Origin of the sequence: Acinetobacter sp. YT-02 (assembly GCF_002412355.1) — a bacterium.
In the GTDB taxonomy this organism is placed as follows: Bacteria; Pseudomonadota; Gammaproteobacteria; order Pseudomonadales; family Moraxellaceae; genus Acinetobacter; species Acinetobacter towneri.
Genome location: NZ_NOZT01000008.1, coordinates 76110 through 95507, shown reverse-complemented (window position 1 = coordinate 95507; position 19398 = coordinate 76110). Strand labels below are relative to the sequence as shown.

At 42.3% G+C, this 19398-nt stretch carries 15 protein-coding genes; 6 read left to right on the top strand and 9 right to left on the bottom strand.

Annotated elements, in window-relative coordinates:
- Nucleotides 1-151: 151 nt before the first annotated feature.
- Complete coding sequence (dusA, locus tag CF596_RS04840; protein WP_096901399.1) at nt 152-1174, top strand: tRNA dihydrouridine(20/20a) synthase DusA; 1023 nt, start codon at nt 152-154, stop codon at nt 1172-1174.
- A 63-nt stretch (nt 1175-1237) separates the two neighbouring features.
- Here the strand turns inward: dusA and CF596_RS04835 are convergent, their stop codons facing one another.
- From CF596_RS04835 to CF596_RS04800, 8 genes are all read right to left on the bottom strand, one after another.
- On the bottom strand, nt 1238-2011 hold the full coding sequence (locus CF596_RS04835) for a tRNA threonylcarbamoyladenosine dehydratase (RefSeq protein WP_096901398.1): 774 nt from the start codon (nt 2009-2011) through the stop codon (nt 1238-1240).
- Between the two features lie 68 nt (nt 2012-2079).
- On the bottom strand, nt 2080-2904 hold the full coding sequence (locus CF596_RS04830; RefSeq protein ID WP_096901397.1) for a TatD family hydrolase: 825 nt from the start codon (nt 2902-2904) through the stop codon (nt 2080-2082).
- Nucleotide 2905: 1 nt separating this feature from the next.
- A complete protein-coding gene (locus CF596_RS04825; protein WP_096901396.1) occupies nt 2906-3922 on the bottom strand; it encodes an RsiV family protein in 1017 nt (338 codons plus the stop codon).
- 49 nt (nt 3923-3971) lie between these two features.
- Nucleotides 3972-4787: a hypothetical protein gene (locus tag CF596_RS04820; RefSeq protein ID WP_096901395.1), complete on the bottom strand. Its 816-nt coding sequence runs from the start codon at nt 4785-4787 to the stop codon at nt 3972-3974.
- A gap of 167 nt (nt 4788-4954) precedes the next feature.
- Entirely contained in the window at nt 4955-6547 is a 1593-nt protein-coding gene (locus CF596_RS04815) for a peptide chain release factor 3 (protein ID WP_004974887.1), read from the bottom strand.
- A 136-nt stretch (nt 6548-6683) separates the two neighbouring features.
- Entirely contained in the window at nt 6684-6887 is a 204-nt protein-coding gene (locus CF596_RS04810; RefSeq protein WP_225530201.1) for a Fic family protein, read from the bottom strand.
- 36 nt (nt 6888-6923) lie between these two features.
- Nucleotides 6924-8990: an EAL domain-containing protein gene (locus CF596_RS04805; RefSeq protein ID WP_096901394.1), complete on the bottom strand. Its 2067-nt coding sequence runs from the start codon at nt 8988-8990 to the stop codon at nt 6924-6926.
- A gap of 323 nt (nt 8991-9313) precedes the next feature.
- The gene (locus tag CF596_RS04800) at nt 9314-11518 is read right to left on the bottom strand and encodes a carboxy terminal-processing peptidase (RefSeq protein ID WP_096901393.1); all 2205 of its coding nucleotides are present in this window, start codon (nt 11516-11518) and stop codon (nt 9314-9316) included.
- A gap of 194 nt (nt 11519-11712) precedes the next feature.
- On the opposite strand from CF596_RS04800, the gene nagZ reads away from it, so the two are divergent.
- Together nagZ and CF596_RS04790 are read left to right on the top strand one after the other, a co-directional pair.
- The gene (gene nagZ / locus CF596_RS04795) at nt 11713-12816 is read left to right on the top strand and encodes a beta-N-acetylhexosaminidase (RefSeq protein ID WP_096901392.1); all 1104 of its coding nucleotides are present in this window, start codon (nt 11713-11715) and stop codon (nt 12814-12816) included.
- A 512-nt stretch (nt 12817-13328) separates the two neighbouring features.
- On the top strand, nt 13329-14219 hold the full coding sequence (locus CF596_RS04790; RefSeq protein WP_096901407.1) for a class I SAM-dependent methyltransferase: 891 nt from the start codon (nt 13329-13331) through the stop codon (nt 14217-14219).
- Between the two features lie 59 nt (nt 14220-14278).
- Here the strand turns inward: CF596_RS04790 and CF596_RS04785 are convergent, their stop codons facing one another.
- Complete coding sequence (locus CF596_RS04785; RefSeq protein WP_004974874.1) at nt 14279-15613, bottom strand: alpha/beta hydrolase; 1335 nt, start codon at nt 15611-15613, stop codon at nt 14279-14281.
- Between the two features lie 341 nt (nt 15614-15954).
- On the opposite strand from CF596_RS04785, the gene CF596_RS04780 reads away from it, so the two are divergent.
- From CF596_RS04780 to CF596_RS04770, 3 genes are all read left to right on the top strand, one after another.
- Nucleotides 15955-17220 (top strand): glutamate-5-semialdehyde dehydrogenase, encoded by a 1266-nt coding sequence (locus CF596_RS04780; protein WP_096901406.1) that lies wholly within the window; start codon nt 15955-15957, stop codon nt 17218-17220.
- A 186-nt stretch (nt 17221-17406) separates the two neighbouring features.
- Nucleotides 17407-17817, top strand: a complete 411-nt coding sequence (locus CF596_RS04775; protein WP_026438428.1) for a hypothetical protein — start codon at nt 17407-17409, stop codon at nt 17815-17817.
- 340 nt (nt 17818-18157) lie between these two features.
- Nucleotides 18158-19375 (top strand): acetate kinase, encoded by a 1218-nt coding sequence (locus tag CF596_RS04770; protein ID WP_096901391.1) that lies wholly within the window; start codon nt 18158-18160, stop codon nt 19373-19375.
- Nucleotides 19376-19398 lie beyond the last annotated feature (23 nt).

Sequence of the window (19398 nt, the reverse complement as noted above, 5' to 3'; positions counted from 1 at the left end):
TCCGCTTTAGCATCTACGGTTGCGCTGCTTTGTTCATAGCGAACAAAGCAAAGTTAATGCCAATGGATGTGGGTTGGGGATACTGTCGATTTTCACTTAAACCCCGTATAATGCGCGGTCTTGTGCTTTTGTTTTTCAATTCAGGTGGGTTATGACACGTGCCATCCAAACTTTACAACCTCGCATTTCGGTTGCCCCTATGATGGATTGGACTACTCGCGATTACCGTTTTTTTGCACGTTTATTTAACCCCAATATCATTCTGTATACTGAAATGGTAACCACTGGCGCAATTTTATTTGGTGATGCCAAGCGCCATTTAGATTACAGCAAAGAAGAACATCCTATTGTCTTGCAGTTGGGCGGTTCAAATCCGAAAGACCTTGCGACCTGCAGTAAAATGGCACAAGACTGGGGTTATGATGAAATCAACCTGAATGTTGGCTGCCCAAGTGATCGAGTACAAAACAATAAAATTGGTGCGTGTTTAATGGCAGAACCAGACTTGGTTGCAGAGTGTATTGCCGCCATGCGTCAATCGGTTGATATTCCTGTGACCGTAAAACATCGCATCGGGATTGATGACATGCACTCTTATGCAGAGATGCTGCATTTTGTGGATACTGTGGCTCAAACAGGTTGCAATAACTTTATCGTGCATGCCCGAATTGCCTTATTACAAGGTTTATCGCCTAAAGAAAACCGCGAAGTTCCGCCTCTGCGTTATGAGGATGTGTATCGCCTAAAACAAGACCGCCCCGAATTGTTAATTGAAATTAATGGTGGAATTAAAACGTTTGCCGAAACCCAACAACACCTCAAGCATGTCGATGGGGTGATGATTGGTCGTGAAGCCTATCACAACCCTTATTTACTGGCAGAGCTTGGGCAATTATGGGGGCTAGAATTACCTGACCGTTTTGAAATTATGCAGCGCATGTTGCCGTATATTGAACAACGTCTACAACAAGGTGCACCACTTTCTGTCATTACCCGCCATATTTTAGGTTTATTCCAAAACCTGCCAGGTGCACGTAAATGGCGTCAGGCACTAAGTGGCGGCAATGCCAAAACATTTGCAGATGTAGAGCAAGCATTGGTCAATATTCAAGCAGCAATGCAGCGTACGGAAGACTATTCAAAAGAGCAGCAGCTACAACGACCTACTGAATAAAGTCATTGGCGATGTGCAAAATCAAAGAACTTTTTTATAAGCCATGCCTCGCATGGCTTTGATTTATGTATTTTTAGCCTGTAAGGCATCTAACTTTTTCAACACTTCTGCCACAGCTACCATCGCAAAACTGGACGTGACCACCACCGCCGAACCATAGCCGCCACAGCGCAAGCCTGCGCTTGGGCATACATCGGCACTAGAAAATGGATTGTCGATGGAATACACACAGGTAATCCCAAACTTTTCTTTTGGCTTTTTACAAATACCTTTGCTGCGTAATTGGGCGCGCAATTTGGCCAACATTGGGTCTTGTTCGGTTTTAGATAAATCTGCCACTCGAATTTTCAACGGATCAAGTTTGCCACCTGCACCACCCGAAACAATCAGTGGAATCTTGTTAAAACGACAATGCAGCATCAACGCTAGTTTAGCTTTTACGTCATCAATGCAATCTAAAATCAAATCAGGTGCAGTCGCCAATAACGCTTTGACGTTATCTGGACTGAGGTAATCATCGACCAAATTAATTTTGATACGTGGATTAATAGAACGGCAACGCTCTGCCATGACATTAATTTTTTCATGCCCCAAGGTTGAGCTCATGGCAGGCAATTGACGGTTAATGTTAGATGCTGCGACCACATCCATATCCACCAATGTCAGCTCGCCGATACCCGTACGTGCCAACGCCTCAACCGCCCAAGAGCCGACACCGCCAATTCCTATCACCATGACATGACTTTGGGCATAATGCTGAAAAGCACTGTCGCCATAAATTTTGGCCACACCTGCAAAACGGCGTTCATATTCATCATCTTGAAGAAGATCTGTCATGCTGCAATCAAATTTAATTTCAAAGTGTGGGCATTTTACTGCGTTTCGCAGACTTCGTGTTGTTTCATCTAAAGTTTAGGCAGGTCTAATACTTGAACACTATTCTGCCAAAGCTGTGCGGCTAAAGTTTGCGGTGCAATATCTAAACAATCCGCTAAACCTTCAAGCACATAAATCAGGTTCGCAGGGGTATTTCGGGTTCGTGATTGAGTATCTGTCTGACAACATAAAGGCGTCATATCGGGGCAGTCGGTTTCCAAAACCAAATGTTCAGCACCAATTTCCTGCACAACACGGCGCAGTTTTTTTGCATTGGGATTGGTAATCTGCCCTGTCACACCAATTTTAAAGCCCAATTTGATCAGTGCTTTGGCTTCTTCTACCCCACCGCTAAAAGCATGTGCAATGCCACCAAACTGAAATTGTTGCTGTTTGAGTATTTTTAAGGTTTCGGCATGAGCCTTACGAATATGTAGCAGTACAGGTTTTTGTCGATGGCGTGCGATTTCCAATTGCGCGGCAAAAAAATCTTGCTGCTTTTGAAACGCTTCAGGCTGTTTATGTTCAACCAAAAAAGTGTCTAAGCCAATTTCACCCACCGCGACACAATGCTGTTGTTGCAAAAACTGTTCTAAATCTTGTAAATGTTGGTCTTGATGTTGTTCGATATAAAAAGGATGCAAGCCTGGTGCAAGATGACTTTGTGGCACATGCTCAAGTTGGTTTAAAAACTGTTGTGTAGAGATTAAATCTTGAAAACGTGATTGTACAAAGCCAATCAGTACCAAATGTTCTACGCCTGCTGCCTTGGCCGCATACGCCAATTGCTCCCGATCTGAGTCAAAATCAGGTACATCAAAATGGGTATGCGTATCAAACAGCGCAATGCTCATATTAAGATTTCGCTTTGGTTGTGTTTACTGCACTGGCTTCGGCAGATTTTGCGGTTGCTTCAGAGGCTGCTTCTGTTACAGGCAAATACGCAGCTTTTAAAATCCCCTGCAGTTCTGCATACGGAATGGTTAAACGCGGTAAACCAACGACATAAGGGCCTATTTCATATTCTGCGTATTGCAGAATTAAACCCTGTTGACCTAAATAGTAATTTTCCGACAGCTTAAATTTCCACGCTTGTTCATATTCTTGCACATTGGTGGAAAGTTCAGATGCGATGACCCATTGTTTAAACGCTTCGTAGGCTTTGCGCTCCAATTGTGGACGCTGCTTCTCTAACAGAATGTCATTTAACAATACTAATTTTTTCTGTTCTAAATCAAAATTATAGTATTGCTGTGCCGATGCACCATGCGCTCCGCCCAAATAACTACTGCTATTCAGTACCACGGTTGCCAAAGGCTGATCTGCATTCAAAATTTTAGGCTTAATCATCAAACTGATTTTATGATTTGAGCTTAAAGCTTTCAGTTCCTGATCAAGTACCAAAAAGCTTTGCACATAAGGCACAGTTTGTTTTTCTAATTTTTGCGCCAAAGTTTCCACTTGTGCAATGGCTGCTGCAGTGGGGTTGCTGGCAGGTGCATCTGCAGCACTGGCTGCTGTATTTTCACTGGCTGCATTCTCAACTGCTATAGCCTCAGAAGCCGCCTGCTGTGGTGCAATTTCTAAAATTTGTGCCAATTCTTGAATAATTTTCTGATCAATAAAATGGTCGATAAAGGCCTGATTACTATTCAAACGCTCAATTGAAATTTCAGGGCAGTTATTCCCTTCACATTTAGGCAACGACAAATTCAGTTTTTCAGTATCCCCGACCAGTTTTAAGCTTTGTTGTTCCGCCTGCGTCTGCTCTGGCTCGACTGTTTCTGGTTCGGTTTTCTTTGGCTGACATGCAGTAATCCCTAGTGTTGTAATTAAAATACTGATCGCCAAAATACTTTTATTCTTCAACATGGATCCAACCTTGATTTCATCTATTTTTGCTTGTCACCGTACTCACCTACTAAAACATAGATGGATAGATGTCTGCTTTTAAAACTTGTTGTGTTTGTGCTTTGCTTAGGTAAATATCTAACTGCGTGCCATCTTTGACAATTTCATGGGTGCGATAATGCAATCCTAAGCCCTGATCATCAAAAAACCAATCTGCCTGCCCCCAGTATAATTTGGCAGGTGCTGCTTTTTGCACGTCACTGCTTTGTGTTTTGAGCCAATCCTGATAGGCCTGCTGTACAAAAGTATTCATACGGGTTTGTTGTTTGGCATCAATCACATCTAAAACAGACAAGGCTTTTTGCTGCTTCCGATCTGCCACAAAGAAATAATAGCGTTCCTTGACTTGCGTGCCTTCCTGTTTGCTATCTACCCCGACTTGCAACAAAACATATTGATTGCGTTGATATGCCATACGGGTGTACATCGCCAATTCATAAGCTTTATTTTGATCTAATTGTGCCTGCCAAGCATCGGATTTTTTCACATAGGCATCTACGGCTTGCTGCAAACTCATGTTTTGTTTTAAGCCAATTTGGTCTTGAATCACCATGGCCTGATTTTTTGCAATCCAACTGTTGAGCCATGTATCTTGGGTATTTAAAGTTTGTACTTCTAATTCAATGCAGTTTTTATTTTCACAAAAAGGTAAGGCAATTTCTGCCGCCTGTTGTTTGATATTCAAATACGGTAAAACATCCGCTTGATCTTTCTGAAAAATAGACGTTTGCTCATCTGAGTTTTGATCTTGTTTAGATGAGTCACAGGCGCTAAGCAAAACCATCCCACTCAAAATTGCACCCAGATAAACCGATTTTTGCTGCATGATTTCCCCAATTCATTTATCAAAAATAATCTTTAATCTTTTACCGCCCCCATAATAAAACAGCTTCCTAAAGAAGCTGTTTTAATTTTGAAACTTTTAGGCATGCCGAACATTCATCTGCGCTACGCTGATTGCATCTGCCAGATTAAGCATCATCAACCTGAGGCTTAGTGCTCGCGTGTATTTCTAAACTCAATGTCAGGGTAACGCTCTTGCATTAACTGTAAATTCACACGACTTGGCGCGAGATAAGTTAAGTGACCACCACCATCGACAGACAACTGATCGTGGGCTTTTTTCTTAAATTCGTTAAACTTTTTCTCATCGGCACAAGACACCCAGCGTACCGTGTTGATGCTGACAGGCTCGTAAATACAATCGACTTTGTATTCTTCTTTCAGGCGATAGGCGACGACTTCAAACTGTAGCACACCAACAGCACCTACGATTAAATCATTGCTGTTTTGTGGCATAAAGACTTGCGTTGCACCTTCTTCTGAAAGCTCTTTAAGGCCTTTTTGCAGCTGTTTGGACTTCAATGGGTCTTTCAAGCGTACACGACGGAACATTTCAGGTGCGAAGTGCGGAATCCCTGTAAATTGCAACTTTTCACCCGAAGTGAAGGTATCGCCAATTTGAATCGTCCCGTGGTTATGTAGACCAATAATGTCGCCCGGCCAAGCTTCTTCGAGGTGCTGACGGTCACCTGCCAAGAAGGTCAAGGCATCGCTGATACGTACATCTTTATCAATACGCACATGCTTCATTTTTAAGCCTTTTTCATACTTGCCTGAACAGATTCGCATGAAAGCAATACGGTCACGGTGCTTCGGATCCATATTGGCCTGAATTTTAAAAACAAAACCACTAAAGCCTTCTTCATTGGCTTCTACAATACGGTCTTGCGTTGGATGTGCTTTTGGCGGCGGCGCATATTCACTGAATGCATTCAATACATGATCTACACCGAAGTTACCCAAAGCCGTACCAAACAGCACTGGTGTTTGACGACCCGCTAAAAACTCTTCACGGTCTAAAGGCTCATTCGCCATTTGTACCAATTCAAGTGATTCTTCAAATGCCGCCCATGCCAATTCACCTACTTTTTCACGTAGGTCTGCATGGTTATAGCCATCACGTACTTCAATTTCAGGAATGGTTGAACCAAAACCTGATTTGTACACATAAAACTTTTCTTCGATGAGGTTAAACACCCCTGCGAAATCACGCCCTGTACCCATTGGCCAAGTGATTGGCACACACTTAATTTTGAGGACATTTTCAATTTCATCCAACAACTCTAATGGTTCACGAATTTCGCGGTCCATTTTGTTGACGAATGAAATGATGGGTGTGTCACGCATACGACACACATCCATTAATTTAATGGTACGGTCTTCGACACCTTTCGCACCATCAATCACCATCAGTGCAGAGTCCACCGCAGTTAGAGTGCGGTAAGTGTCTTCAGAGAAATCTTCGTGCCCTGGGGTATCGAGCAGGTTAATCATTTTGTCTTTATACGGGAATTGCATCACCGAAGTTGTAATGGAAATACCACGTTCTTTTTCCATTTCCATCCAGTCAGATGTTGCGCCACGATCTGACTTACGGCTTTTTACCATCCCTGCAACTTGAATGGCTTGTCCCCATAACAGCAGTTTTTCTGTCATGGTGGTTTTACCAGCATCGGGGTGGGAAATAATCGCGAAAGTACGTCGCTGTGCGACCTGCGCCGCTAACTCATCTTTAAAACTCATGCAAGACACCTACTGCAGAACCGCAGTGTATAAGATCAAAATGATCAATATGAAAAATTGGCGTAATTGTAGCAGATTTGAATCAAATTTTATTGATTGTTGATATGTTCTAATTTATCCACAACTGAGAATATAGTTATTTTTTCAATCTATACTTTTGCTTTTGGCTTTTCGGTTTTTCTGGAATCGTACGTTCAATCAAACCTACTTCTATGGCAGGATTCATATCGTTCTTTTGGAATGTTGCGCTATGAGTTAAACCTAACAACTGCATCAACTCAGCCAAACTATATTCATCTTGTTTCATCACTGAAATTAAACGCTGGACTTGGTCGCTCACTTGTACGCTATCTTGAGCGGTAGCATGATCGCTAGCTTAAGCCGAATGTTTAAACAGCTCTTCTAAACGCTCAACATCCATTGGTAAGCCTAATAAGTAGCCCTGTAATTGCTGACAGCCTAAACGGGTTAAAATCTCAGCTTGCAATGGCGTTTCCACCCCTTCAGCGGTCACAGTTAAACCCAGTTTAATGGCTAACTGAATAATACTTTCTAAAATTAATTCTTCTTTGCTGTCCAAACACAAATCTAAAATAAAAGCACGGTCAATTTTCAACTCATCGACTGGCAATTTTTTCAAATACAAGAAACTCGAATGTCCTGTACCAAAATCATCAATCGCCAATTGAATCCCCATTTGACGCAAACGCTCAAAACTACGAATACTCGATTCAATATGATGCATTGCTGTACTTTCAGTCACTTCAATCATCAGGTGATGGGGTTGAATCTCATAGCGTTTAAACAAGTTTTCTAACGTCGAAAATAAGTGTTTATGTTCAAACTGCACTGCCGATAAATTCACAGCCACAGGAAATAACGGTGCACCCGATCTTTCCCAAATTTGAATTTGTTTAAAGGCTTCTTCTAGCGTCCAATAGCCAATTTGAATAATCAACCCCGTCTTTTCAGCCCCTTTAATAAACATATTTGGGGTAAGTAAACCATGTACGGGGTGATACCAACGAATTAAAGCTTCTACGCCACAAATTTTATGGTCAGCGGCTTTAAACTTTGGCTGATAGAACAACGCAAATTGTTGTTGTTCAACCGCTTTATATAAATCATTAATCAACTTACTTTGGCTTTTGGCCTCAAGTAACTCCAGATCATAATTAAATACCGAACTGGTGTTACGCCCCTGATATTTAGAGGTCAGCATCGCCGCATCAGCATTCATTAAAATATCTTGCAAATTGGTGCCATGCTCTGGATACATCGCAATGCCAATACTGCCTGAAATATTAATGACCTTGCCTGCAATTAAGAAACTTTGCTGAATCAGTTCTAATATTTTTTCAGAAATGACAGTGGCTTCTGCAATGTCGGTATGTTCAATCACCAAAAGAAATTCATCGCCACCAATTCTTAATAACTGGGTATTTTCGCCCAAGTGGGATTGCACACGTTTAGACAACTGAATCAGCAATTGATCGCCAACATGATGCCCAAATACGTCATTCACCGCTTTAAAGCGGTCTAAGTCGATATACAAAAATGCAATTTTAGTGTTTTTTTGCCGATGCTCAGAAAAAAGCAATTGTGCATATTCAGCTAAATATAAACGGTTGGGCAATTTGGTCAGGTTATCTTTGACTGCCTGATTGGCCAATTCACGGTTGGCTAAAGACAATTGTCTGCTTTTTTCTTCTAAGCGCAGCTCCAGCAAAGATACGCCCACCGCAGCAGCAAAAATCAGACTGGTCACTAAAATAACCACCAACAGAGCTGGCCCTTGCCCGATCTGGAAGTGCCCTGATTGAGGCAAATCTGCTGTAGAGTAAAAATGCAGTGCTTCCATGCCTATATAGTGCATGGCAACAATGCTCAGACTCATGAGCACCGCAATGAAAATTTTATATTGTGCCTGACGCCCCATTCTGCACTTGGAATGAAACATAAACCAAAAGGTAAGTATTGCTCCGCCAATGGCCACTAATACAGACAGCAAAACAATGGTAGGATCATAATAACTACGGTAGCCTTCTACCTGAATTCCCATCATGCCCGTATAGTGCATGCCTGAAATACCCAACCCCATTAAAATGCCGCTCAGGATCAAACGCGCCACAGGCAAGGTCGATTGCGTGGTCAGCCAAACCGCAAACGTAGAGGCGATAAATGCAATAACAAAAGATAGGGTCGTAAAGCTAAGATCAAATTGATACGGTGCAGGTAACTGGCAGGCCAACATGCCCACAAAATGCATACTCCACACTGCCGCACCCAGCAGCAAACCACTCATGATTAATGCAATTTTTTTTAGTTGTTGTTGTACATTTTGAAAAAGCATTTGCCCAACAGACACTGCAAAATAGCAGGCCAATACTGAGATTGCTACCGAGCCAATTACCAAGCTCAGATCATAATGTACATGCATCATTAGATGTATCCATCTCTGTCATATTTTATTGTTTTTCGGCTACTCAATCTCACACTCTCTTATAAATAATAACTAAAAAGCAACCTGAACGACGGATTGATCTAGCAAAGACTGCATTGACTTAAGAGTCTAATACTATTCCGCTTTGGTCAATAGTCAAATATATAATATGTCATCATGAAATAATGGCAATTCAAAACTGCTAAAAATAGCTGTCTGACTCAAAGCTATATGCATCTTGTCACTTTACTTTTCGCTTTAGGATGAAAAAAACCAGCAACTTTTCGCTGCTGGTTCTATTTGATTAAGATTCTAACATTGTTTTAAGGTTGATTCGGCTCAGAAACACCTTTTTGTAACATGGCATAGTCTTGCAACACCTGCGCTGCTTCAATCACAAAAGCTTCTTCCTCAGGTAAAGCAGGGCGTTGTGCCGCTTTCATTTTGGCACGCGCTTCTGCCAAAGCATCAATAGATGCCTGATAGCTTTCCCAATTAGCAAATGGTTTCAAACCTGTTTCCTGACGGCGTTTGTTTTCCGCAGTCAGCGTTTGTTGCTCCAAAGCTAACAACTCTGCTCTGCGTTGTTCAATATCTAACACAATGCTTTTGCGATCTTCAGTTTGTTTGGCAATTTGCTTACGTTGTTCCAAATATTGAAATTGTGGATCAAGCGTGACACGTTGCTGTGACAATTGACCCAACTTGGTGATGTATGGCTGTACTGAACCTTCACGCTTAAATGGCGCAGTTGGAATGGTATCCCACTTCAAAGCATTTTTCGCTTTGCGTTCACCAAACTCCTCATTGTAAATATCCACCAGTTTAATGTCAGGAATCACACCTTTGTTTTGGGTACTTCCACCTGTAATACGGTAGAACTTACGTTGAGTTAAGGTCGCCTGCCCATAGGCTAAGGTGTCGAGTTGTACCTGCGCTGTACCTTTACCTGTGGTGGTGCTACCAATCACAATCCCGCGCTGATAGTCCTGAATTGCAGCAGAGTAAATTTCACTGGCCGAAGCAGAAGCAAGGTTAATCATCACTGCCAATGGGCCTGCATAAGTCTGTGCACCGCCATCGTCATCTTCAAATACGCTCACGTTGCCATTGCCATCACGAATTTGCACTACAGGGCCTGATTTGATTACTTGCCCAAGCATACGTGCCACTTCTTCTAGTGAACCGCCAGGGTTGTTACGTAAATCGACAATAATCCCTGCGACATTTTTGGCCGCCAAACTTTTCAGGGCATTGTTGGTATCTTCCGACACCGAGCGATATTCATTACCTGCACGACGCGCACGGTAATTCAAATAAAACGATGGAATTTCAATCACACCATAGGTATAAGTTTGACCATCACGTTTGATGTCAATCGTTCGTGAGCGAACTCCCGCATCTTCTTCCTGAATCACATCACGCACAATGGTCACATTACGCGCCTGATTCATCGCCGCACCCGCACCCAACAAACGCACAGTGACTTTGGTGCCACGTTTACCGCGAATCAGCCCCACAATTTCATTGCTCGGCCAACCCACAACATCCACCATTTTTTCGCCATCTTGCGCCACACCAATAATGCGGTCACCCGATTTCACCTGCCCTGTTTTACTGGCAGGGCCACCTTCAACAATGGTTTCAATTTTAGTGTAGTCTTCATTGCCTCGTTCAGGACGAATCGACACCCCAATCCCTTCAAGCTGCAAAGTCGTTTGACGATTCAGCTCCATCGCATCAACAGGTGGGAAATAATTGCTGTGCGGATCATAAGTCAGCATCATCGCATTCAAAGTTTTATCCAGCACATCATCGCTCTTTAAACGATCCATGCGCTCTAACTGACGAGTATAACGCTTAGTTAAAGTCTGCACTGGAGTCAAATCTTCTGGACTTGCCAAATCCTGACCATTGGTCAATTCAGGGTTATCTTTAATGGCTTTTTGTTTTGCCAATTCTTCTTCTTTGCTAATGGTCAGGTTAATGAGCTGTGACACCAACATTTTTTGCCAATGCTTACGCATTTCTGCTTCAGTATTAAAGAACGGTGCTTTTTCCCGATCTGTTTCAATCGTGACATTTGGCTGTTTTAAATTTTGTGGTTTTTTCAGCTCTGCCAACATGAAATGATAAAACTGTTTTAAGCGTTCACGATACTGTGCATGAATTTGATACGGCCCCGCCAAATTGCCTGCTTTTAATGAAGCACCAAATGTTGCTGCATATTGTTTGCGGTATTGCTCAACTTCTTTAGCCAAAAACAAAGTATGGTCTGGGTCTAAACTGTCGATATAAAAATCAAAAATGCGCTGCGACGTCGCAGCATCTAAACGCTGATTTAAATAATGCTGACGATCGACCAAGGTCGCCAATTGACGCGAAACCAAAGCTTGTTCCTGCGTCGGCACAATACTGTTAGCAACGACAGCGGTATTATTGGCTGCAATTGCCTCGTTAATGGCGTGAGAAAAGAAAAAACCGCCAGTTGCTATTGCAACCGCACAAGCGATGGTTTGAAGTTTCATAAAAATATTTACGTCCTTGGTTTTTGACCAATCTCTGCTTTTCACAATGAATTGAGCAGATTCAAAATCTTATACAACTTAATTTGGGTCTATCGTGTAGTTTTATCATAATCTGTGCTGTCAAAATGTAGCAAATCATTGCAGAATTCAGGTATTGTTTTTTTATTGATAAAAATCGAATACGGACACCCAATATGATTGGCGCATTGATGCTCGACATCGCTGGCACAGAACTTACTCAAGAAGATATTGAACTATTAAGCGCTCCGCAAGTCGGTGGAGTCATTTTATTTGCCCGAAATATCCAATCTCCTGCGCAAGTACGCGCCTTGACCGACCACATGCGTCAGGTACGCCCTGATATTTTAATTGCAGTCGATCAGGAAGGCGGACGCGTACAACGCTTAAAACAAGGTTTTACCCTATTGCCTGCTATGGGTAGATTTGGCGAGTTATACCAAAACGAACCTGAACGTGCCTTAGATTTAGCCGAAGAATGTGGCTGGTTGATGGCCACCGAAGTATTAGCCGTAGGCATTGATTTTAGTTTTGCACCCGTTTTAGATTTAAATGACATCAGTGATGTCATTGGAGATCGTGCTTTTGCTGCGCGTCCTGTCGATATTATTGCTTTGGCAGATGCTTTTTTACGTGGAATGCATCGTGCAGGAATGGCAACCACAGGCAAACACTTTCCTGGACATGGATCGGTTAAAGCAGACTCTCACGTTGCTGCCGCGATAGATTCACGTTCTTTTGCCGAAATTCAACAACAGGATATGCAAACCTTTATCCAACTGCAAAATCAACTGGATGCGCTCATGCCTGCGCATGTCATTTATGATCAGGTCGATCCGAACCCTGCAGGTTTTTCTGAGTTTTGGTTACAGCAAGTGCTTCGCAAAGACTTGGACTATGATGGTGTACTCTTTTCGGATGATTTAAGCATGCAGGCGGCTTGTGTAGCAGGCGATGCCGATGCACGTATTCATGCCGCTTTGCTTGCAGGCTGTGACATGGGATTGGTCTGCAACAACCGTGCTGCACAACGATTGGCTTTAAATGCGATTGCCGATTTACCCTTGCCGAATCAGGCACGTTTAGAACGCATGCGCGGTAAAATCCCTGAGCTTAGTGCAGAGTTTAGCATTGCTGAAGTTTTAGACTTGGGTGATGAATGGCGAAGCGTCCGTGATCGTATCTTGGTATTTAAAGAACAAAGTGCCACGCTACTGGCAGCACAAACTAGTCACGACCCGACCAATTATTCAAGTACCACTAAAAACGCTGCGACTTGAGATCACCACAAACTAACTAGGGTCTGTTGACAATTCGTCTATGTTTGCGACGACACATATTTTTTAGCTGATATAAGGCATGGGACAGGAAATTTAGTCATTCTAAATGACTGGCACATAACGCAATAGCAGCAAAAAATATGCTCGTCCTGAAAGGCTGTGGCTAAAACTTTCTCAGATTGCGTTATGGAACTTGAAAATAGGTCCACTATTCCCTGCGTTTTATGCCTGATCTGCTCAGTTTTAGCCTACAGCGCAAGCCATTTATGAAATGTCAACAGACCCTATACGCCTTCACTTTTTCACAGCATTTATACGACAAAGGAACACGACAGCTTGTTCCTTTTTGATTATGATAAACTTATTCTATTTTGAGTATATGCCTGACACCGCAGCTTGAGTGTCAAAGCATGCCTAAAAAGACAACGACCACCATACAAACAATTAAGGTCTATACGAAAATGACAAAAACATTGCTGAACAGCAAAATCACGACAGAAAAAAGGACTGAAATGCACAACTCGGATGCCAAGCCAACTCGCTCAGACACGACTGCATTGTCCAAACATCAGCATATTTCTTTTACCGCACATTATACGGGATATATCTGGTATCAAAGGGGGATTTCACATCCTGTATTTGCGACCCGAAAAGGCAAGTTTTTAGCCAAATTGGTACATCCTTTAGAAAACTGGGCAGAACGTCATGTGGGCGGCAGTATGCGCAGCACCCTCAAACAACGTCACCAAATGATTGATGCACACTTAACCGCACTGATTCAGCAACATCCGCAATTACAAGTGCTCGAAATTGCATCTGGGCTGTCACCACGCAGCTGGAACTTTCGACAAAAATATCCTGAACTGAATTACCGTGAACTGGATTTGCCTGATATGGCGCAAATTAAAACTCAAGCGTTACGACAAATTGACCACGACGCACCTGAAGTTCTCACCGCCGATATTTTTAGTGAATCCTTTCAACAGGCCTTTGAATATTTTGATCACTCGCAGCCCTTAGTAATTATTAGTGAAGGTTTAATTAACTACTTCAGCAAAGACATGCTACAACAGCTGTTAAATGGCATGTGTAACTACACCCAAGACTTTCCAGAACTGCATTATTTAACCGATATTTACCCTGAACCCGTCAAAAACAAGCTCGCCAATTTTATTTGGAACTGCAGCCGATTATTGAAATTTATGTCACGCAGTGCTTTCACCTTTCACTTTCAATCTCCGCAGGAATTAACTCAGTTTTTTCAAAATGCAGGTTTTGAGCAAGTGCAGCTACAACAACCACAACTGTATTTTTCCAACAGCTCTTTAGAAAAAACAACCGCAGAACATTTAGGCGATTTAGTCTGGATGGTTCATGCCTACAAAAAAAATAGCGTGGTTTAACACGCTATTTTGATTCTATTTTCTTTGGATAATTTTAAACCAAGCACTGATTTTATCTACTAACGGGCATATTCCAAATTTTGTGCAGCCGCTTTTTGACGTTCCACATAACGCAACAAACGCTCTGCCACCTCAAAACTACCATGCTTAAATAATGCGCGTAGTTGCTGCCCTTGGCTTTCAAAAATTAAACATTCAATGCTAAAACTGCCTTCCTCATCCTGTAATTCTAAGGCCATATCTCGTTCAAACTGTGCTGCTTGTGCCGCCAACGCAGCATTTTCAAAATCAAGCAATACACCAAAGAAGTTTAAATCGACAATGTGCGTAGCAATTTTCAAATCAGAATGACGATACTGCAAATGACTTTGCGGATTTTGCACCCGAATACGCGCTTCTCCACGGCGTTCCATCGTCAATAGTTGCGCACGTGTCATTGGAATAATGCCATCTAAGTCCTGAATAGATTCATCGCTTAAAAAGGTCGCAAATAAATTCATGGTTTCTTTACGGCGCTGTAATTGCGGCACATGATCTGCATTGGCAATCATGGCAAATTCCATGTTCGGGCACTGTAAGGCAAAATTGGCATTTTCATGCGGCAAGGTAAAACTGTCATATTGCCCACACGCCACCAAAACCTTACATTGCGGAATAGGCACATTGGTTAACCGCAATAAACGGTTGCAGTTCACATCGTAGCGATCTTGCTCTGTAGCGGTAAAGTCGGCCATTTGTCGGTAAAACAAACGCTTTGCAGTCGGTGACATGCGAGTTTGTTCCATTTTGGCATGATTGACCAAGTATAAAATCACCGCCTGACCAAATTCATCCATGCGCTGCTCTTTCATTAAATGCAGTGATTCTTCAAGCAACATGCGCCAACTTTTACGGGTCTTTTGCATAACCCCCATTAAAATCATGCGATCAATCAATTCAGGACGCTGATCTGCTAGACACGATGCCACCACCGAACCCAATGACATGCCCATGACGGATACTTTATCTAAGCCGACAATATCCAGCCAATCACCCAACATCTGACCTAAATCATGCAGTTCTAGCGTTCCTGCCGACTCACCTGTTTCCACATTGGTCATTTGCTGATTGGCGCCCATAGATGGCATATCAATTAAAATGATTGGCCCTGCACGAAAAAGCTGCTCGACACAATATTTATATGAATTAAAGTTTTGGAATGCACCACCAATAATCACAATTGGAGTTAAATGTGCGGTTTCTGGCTGAGCAATTGCCATGTATTCCACTTTCCAGCCGTTGATCCAAGTGGTACGAGCGGGTTGTTTAAAGCTGTGTTTATCGTAAATATCAAAAAAACAGACATGCGAACTTGCGTCCTGTACATCCGTGTCCATCTGGATCATGGAATTCATATTCCTTACCTCCATGCGCATTTTATTTTTATTGTGCAAGTGTTCGTCATTGAACGATTACCCACTTATCTGAATTAAAGTGGCATCCTGCTTATTGTTGTGAATGACATCAATGTCGTTATCGCATCATTCTATACAGGTGCTGATTTTATACGCAACATTTTCTATGACCGCTCATCTACTTTTAAATCATAAAGCATTTCAAAATATTAATTTTTGTGATGAAAGCATTGAAAAATATGAAAAGATTGAACAATTTAGTCGATTTTCCGCTGAGACGCTTCATTGTGCAGGCACAGACTGTTAATATCGAGTTGAAATTTCTAAGTGATCAAACCGCTATGCAAGAGTCTATTGAACAATATATGCAAACGGTAGGACAACAAGCACGCCAAGCCTCTCGTGTCTTAGCAAGCGCTTCTACCCAATCTAAAAACAATGCGTTATCGGCTATTTATACAGCATTGGAAAATAGCGAGTCCGCTATTTTAGCTGCCAACCAAATTGATATGACCAAAGGTCGTAACAACAACTTGGATAGCGCACTGCTTGATCGCTTAGAACTTAACCCCGCACGCTTTAAAGGCATGTTACAAGGTCTGAAAGATGTGATTGGTCTCATGGATCCAATTGGTGAAATTACCGATATGGCTTACCGTCCATCTGGTATTCAATTGGGCAAAATGCGTGTACCGCTAGGTGTGGTGGGCATGATTTACGAATCACGTCCAAACGTAACCCTTGAAGCTGCGTCTTTGGCATTAAAATCAGGCAATGCGATTATTTTACGTGGTGGTTCTGAAGCACTGGAATCTAACCAAGCGATTGCTGCCGCGATTCAACACGGCTTAAAAGCATCAGGCTTGCCAGAAACATCGGTGCAAGTGATTAACACCTCAGACCGTGCTGCCGTTGGGCAATTAATTACCATGTCTGAATATGTAGATGTAATTGTGCCACGTGGCGGTAAAAGTCTGATTGAACGCATCAGCAATGAAGCGCGTATTCCAGTGATTAAACATTTGGATGGTAACTGTCACGTATTTGTAGAAGCACAGGCCGATTTACAAAAAGCCCTGCCTATTGCCCTGAATGCAAAAACTCACCGTTATGGCGTCTGTAATGCCATGGAAACATTGTTGGTCGATGAGGCTGTTGCCGCACAATTCTTGCCACGTATTGCCGAGCTATATGCAGAAAAACAAGTCGAATTACGCGGCTGTCCTGCAACCCAAAAGATTTTGGGTACAAGTGTTAAAACAGCAACCGAAGAAGATTGGTACACCGAATATTTAGGCCCAATTTTGGCAGTTAAAGTGGTTTCAGGAATTGATGAGGCAATTGAACATATCAATAAATATGGTTCACATCATACTGATGCCATTATTACTGAAAACTTTAGTTTGGCGCGTCAATTCTTGGCTGCGGTAGATTCTAGTTCAGTCATGATTAACGCTTCTACACGCTTTGCTGATGGTTTTGAATATGGTTTAGGTGCTGAAATTGGAATCTCTACCGATAAAATTCATACCCGTGGCCCTGTCGGTTTGGAAGGTTTAACCTCACAAAAATGGATCGTGTTTGGCGATGGTCAAATCCGCCAATAAAATCCATCTGTAATTTTGCAATATCCAAATATAATGTTCAGTTTCACAGGAAGCTGAACATTATTCCCTTCTATTTTTTAGACATTGTTTTAAGACACAGTTCCACTACACATTTCTGCCTCACGCTCACTTAAAATAAAAACACCATCAAGATTAGAAAAATCATCAAAAAGAGTGGCGATGCTTATGTTTTATTATTTGATTATTAGTACCTTTGCTTTAGCACTGTTGGTGTCGTTCATTGTCATGCGTCTGTTTTCCAGCTCCATCAATGCAATTTTGGCGCGTATCATCCACGACCCAATTCATGAAGCATGGGCAAAGTACACCAAATTTGCAGGCATGGTGGTCGGCACATCTTCAGGCATTCGTATTTACGATATGGAAAAATACATTACCCCACTCACCTATGCCGAAAATGACAAAAGAATTGTGATTGAACTGACGCAAGAACGCTGGGTATTGGAAATTTACCGCACCATTATTGAAACCTTACAAGGCTTGGCGTGGATGATGTTGGTGTTTTTTATGGTGGCACTGATTGCTTATGTGATTGTCCGTTGGTCGGAAATTAAATACGCTGCCAAATCAAAATAAACCGACAAAGATTGAGGAAATAATTTAAAACAGTTTGCCACTCGCCTGCAGAATGAAGTGTGCTATGTTAAGAGAATACAACAGGAATTAAGCAGAAATTTTAGACCATCATTTCATGAAAAAATGAAAGTTTCGGGCTGATAAATTTTAATTATTTCTGATTTCATGGTCGATAATGCTTAAGTCTAATCTCCTAAAGTCTATCTAGGAGCAATAAAAAACCCATGATAAAACATACGTAATGATCAAGATTGCAACACAATAGATTGCCGTTTGCCATATCTTGCAATGCAGCTTGATTGACTAGGGATAACTTCAATTAGAATTCGGGTACATAAAAGTGACTACATCAGTATTAGTGATTAACTGCGGATCTTCTTCTATCAAATATGCGCTTGTATCTGAAAGCGTTGGAGATCGTATCTTTGGTTTGGCAGAAAATCTAGGTTCTGCTGATGCGCGCATTAAAGGCATTACCGCAGGTGGTGAGCCGCTCGAACTTTCTATTCCACATGCTGACCATGAAAAAGCATTGGAAACTATTCTTGGTCGCTTATCTCAATATAAGCCACAAGCCATTGGTCACCGCGTTGTACACGGCGGTACTTTAACCAAAGCAGAATTATTAACTGAAGAAATCGTGCAACGTATTCGTGAAGCAACTCCGCTTGCACCTTTACACAACCCTGCACACTTGGTGGGTATTGAAGCAACAATGCGTTTGTTCCCAGAACTTCCGCAAGTGGCTGTATTTGATACTGCATTCCACCAAACGATGCCTGCTCACGCTTACCGTTATGCAGTGCCTAAATTCTTATATACCGACCACAACGTACGTCGTTATGGCTTCCACGGTACAAGTCACGCATACGTTTCAGAGCGCGGTTCAGAGTTGGCTGGTAGCTTCAAACAAGGTGGCTGGTTAACTGCTCACTTGGGTAACGGTAGCTCGACTTGTGCAATCTGGAATGGTCAAAGTGTAGACACATCGATGGGCCTAACCCCACTTGAAGGTTTGGTGATGGGTACTCGTAGTGGTGATGTAGACCCAAGCTTACACAGCTTCCTTGCAAGCAACTTAGGTTGGGATATCTACAAAATTGACAAAATGCTAAACAGCCAAAGTGGTTTACTTGGTTTGTCAGGCTTATCGAACGACATGCGTACCCTGATTGAAGCATCTGAACAAGGCAACGAAGATGCAACGCTTGCAATTGAAGTATTCTGCTACCGTTTAGCTAAATCTTTAGCTGCACTTAGCTGTGGTTTACCACGCTTAGATGGCTTATTCTTCACAGGTGGTATTGGCGAAAACTCTGCGTACATCCGTGAAAAAACTGTATCTTACTTGCCACACTTTGGCTTTAACTTCAGCAAAGAACGCAATGACAGCTTAAAACGCGGTACTGAAGGTCGTATTGATGCAGGTACAGGCGGTCCACAAATTTGGGTTGTACCAACTGACGAAGAAGGCCGTATTGCGAAAGAAACTGCGCAAGTTGCAGAGGAGCTAAAGTCAGCTGCAAAAAAGTCTGAATGTGACGCTGCGATTGCTTAAGCAATCGTAGTGCTCAGCCACTT

Bases quoted from the DNA above. Each gene is read 5' to 3' on its own strand.
- CF596_RS04775 (WP_026438428.1), top strand. From the start codon at position 17,407: ATGTTTTATTATTTGATTATTAGTACCTTTGCTTTAGCACTGTTGGTG.
- CF596_RS04780 (WP_096901406.1), top strand. From the start codon at position 15,955: ATGCAAGAGTCTATTGAACAATATATGCAAACGGTAGGACAACAAGCA.
- dusA (WP_096901399.1), top strand. From the start codon at position 152: ATGACACGTGCCATCCAAACTTTACAACCTCGCATTTCGGTTGCCCCT.
- nagZ (WP_096901392.1), top strand. From the start codon at position 11,713: ATGATTGGCGCATTGATGCTCGACATCGCTGGCACAGAACTTACTCAA.
- CF596_RS04825 (WP_096901396.1), bottom strand. From the start codon at position 3,922: ATGTTGAAGAATAAAAGTATTTTGGCGATCAGTATTTTAATTACAACA.
- CF596_RS04835 (WP_096901398.1), bottom strand. From the start codon at position 2,011: ATGACAGATCTTCTTCAAGATGATGAATATGAACGCCGTTTTGCAGGT.
- CF596_RS04815 (WP_004974887.1), bottom strand. From the start codon at position 6,547: ATGAGTTTTAAAGATGAGTTAGCGGCGCAGGTCGCACAGCGACGTACT.
- CF596_RS04830 (WP_096901397.1), bottom strand. From the start codon at position 2,904: ATGAGCATTGCGCTGTTTGATACGCATACCCATTTTGATGTACCTGAT.
- CF596_RS04785 (WP_004974874.1), bottom strand. From the start codon at position 15,613: ATGAATTCCATGATCCAGATGGACACGGATGTACAGGACGCAAGTTCG.
- CF596_RS04805 (WP_096901394.1), bottom strand. From the start codon at position 8,990: ATGATGCATGTACATTATGATCTGAGCTTGGTAATTGGCTCGGTAGCA.
- CF596_RS04800 (WP_096901393.1), bottom strand. From the start codon at position 11,518: ATGAAACTTCAAACCATCGCTTGTGCGGTTGCAATAGCAACTGGCGGT.
- CF596_RS04820 (WP_096901395.1), bottom strand. From the start codon at position 4,787: ATGCAGCAAAAATCGGTTTATCTGGGTGCAATTTTGAGTGGGATGGTT.
- CF596_RS04790 (WP_096901407.1), top strand. From the start codon at position 13,329: ATGCACAACTCGGATGCCAAGCCAACTCGCTCAGACACGACTGCATTG.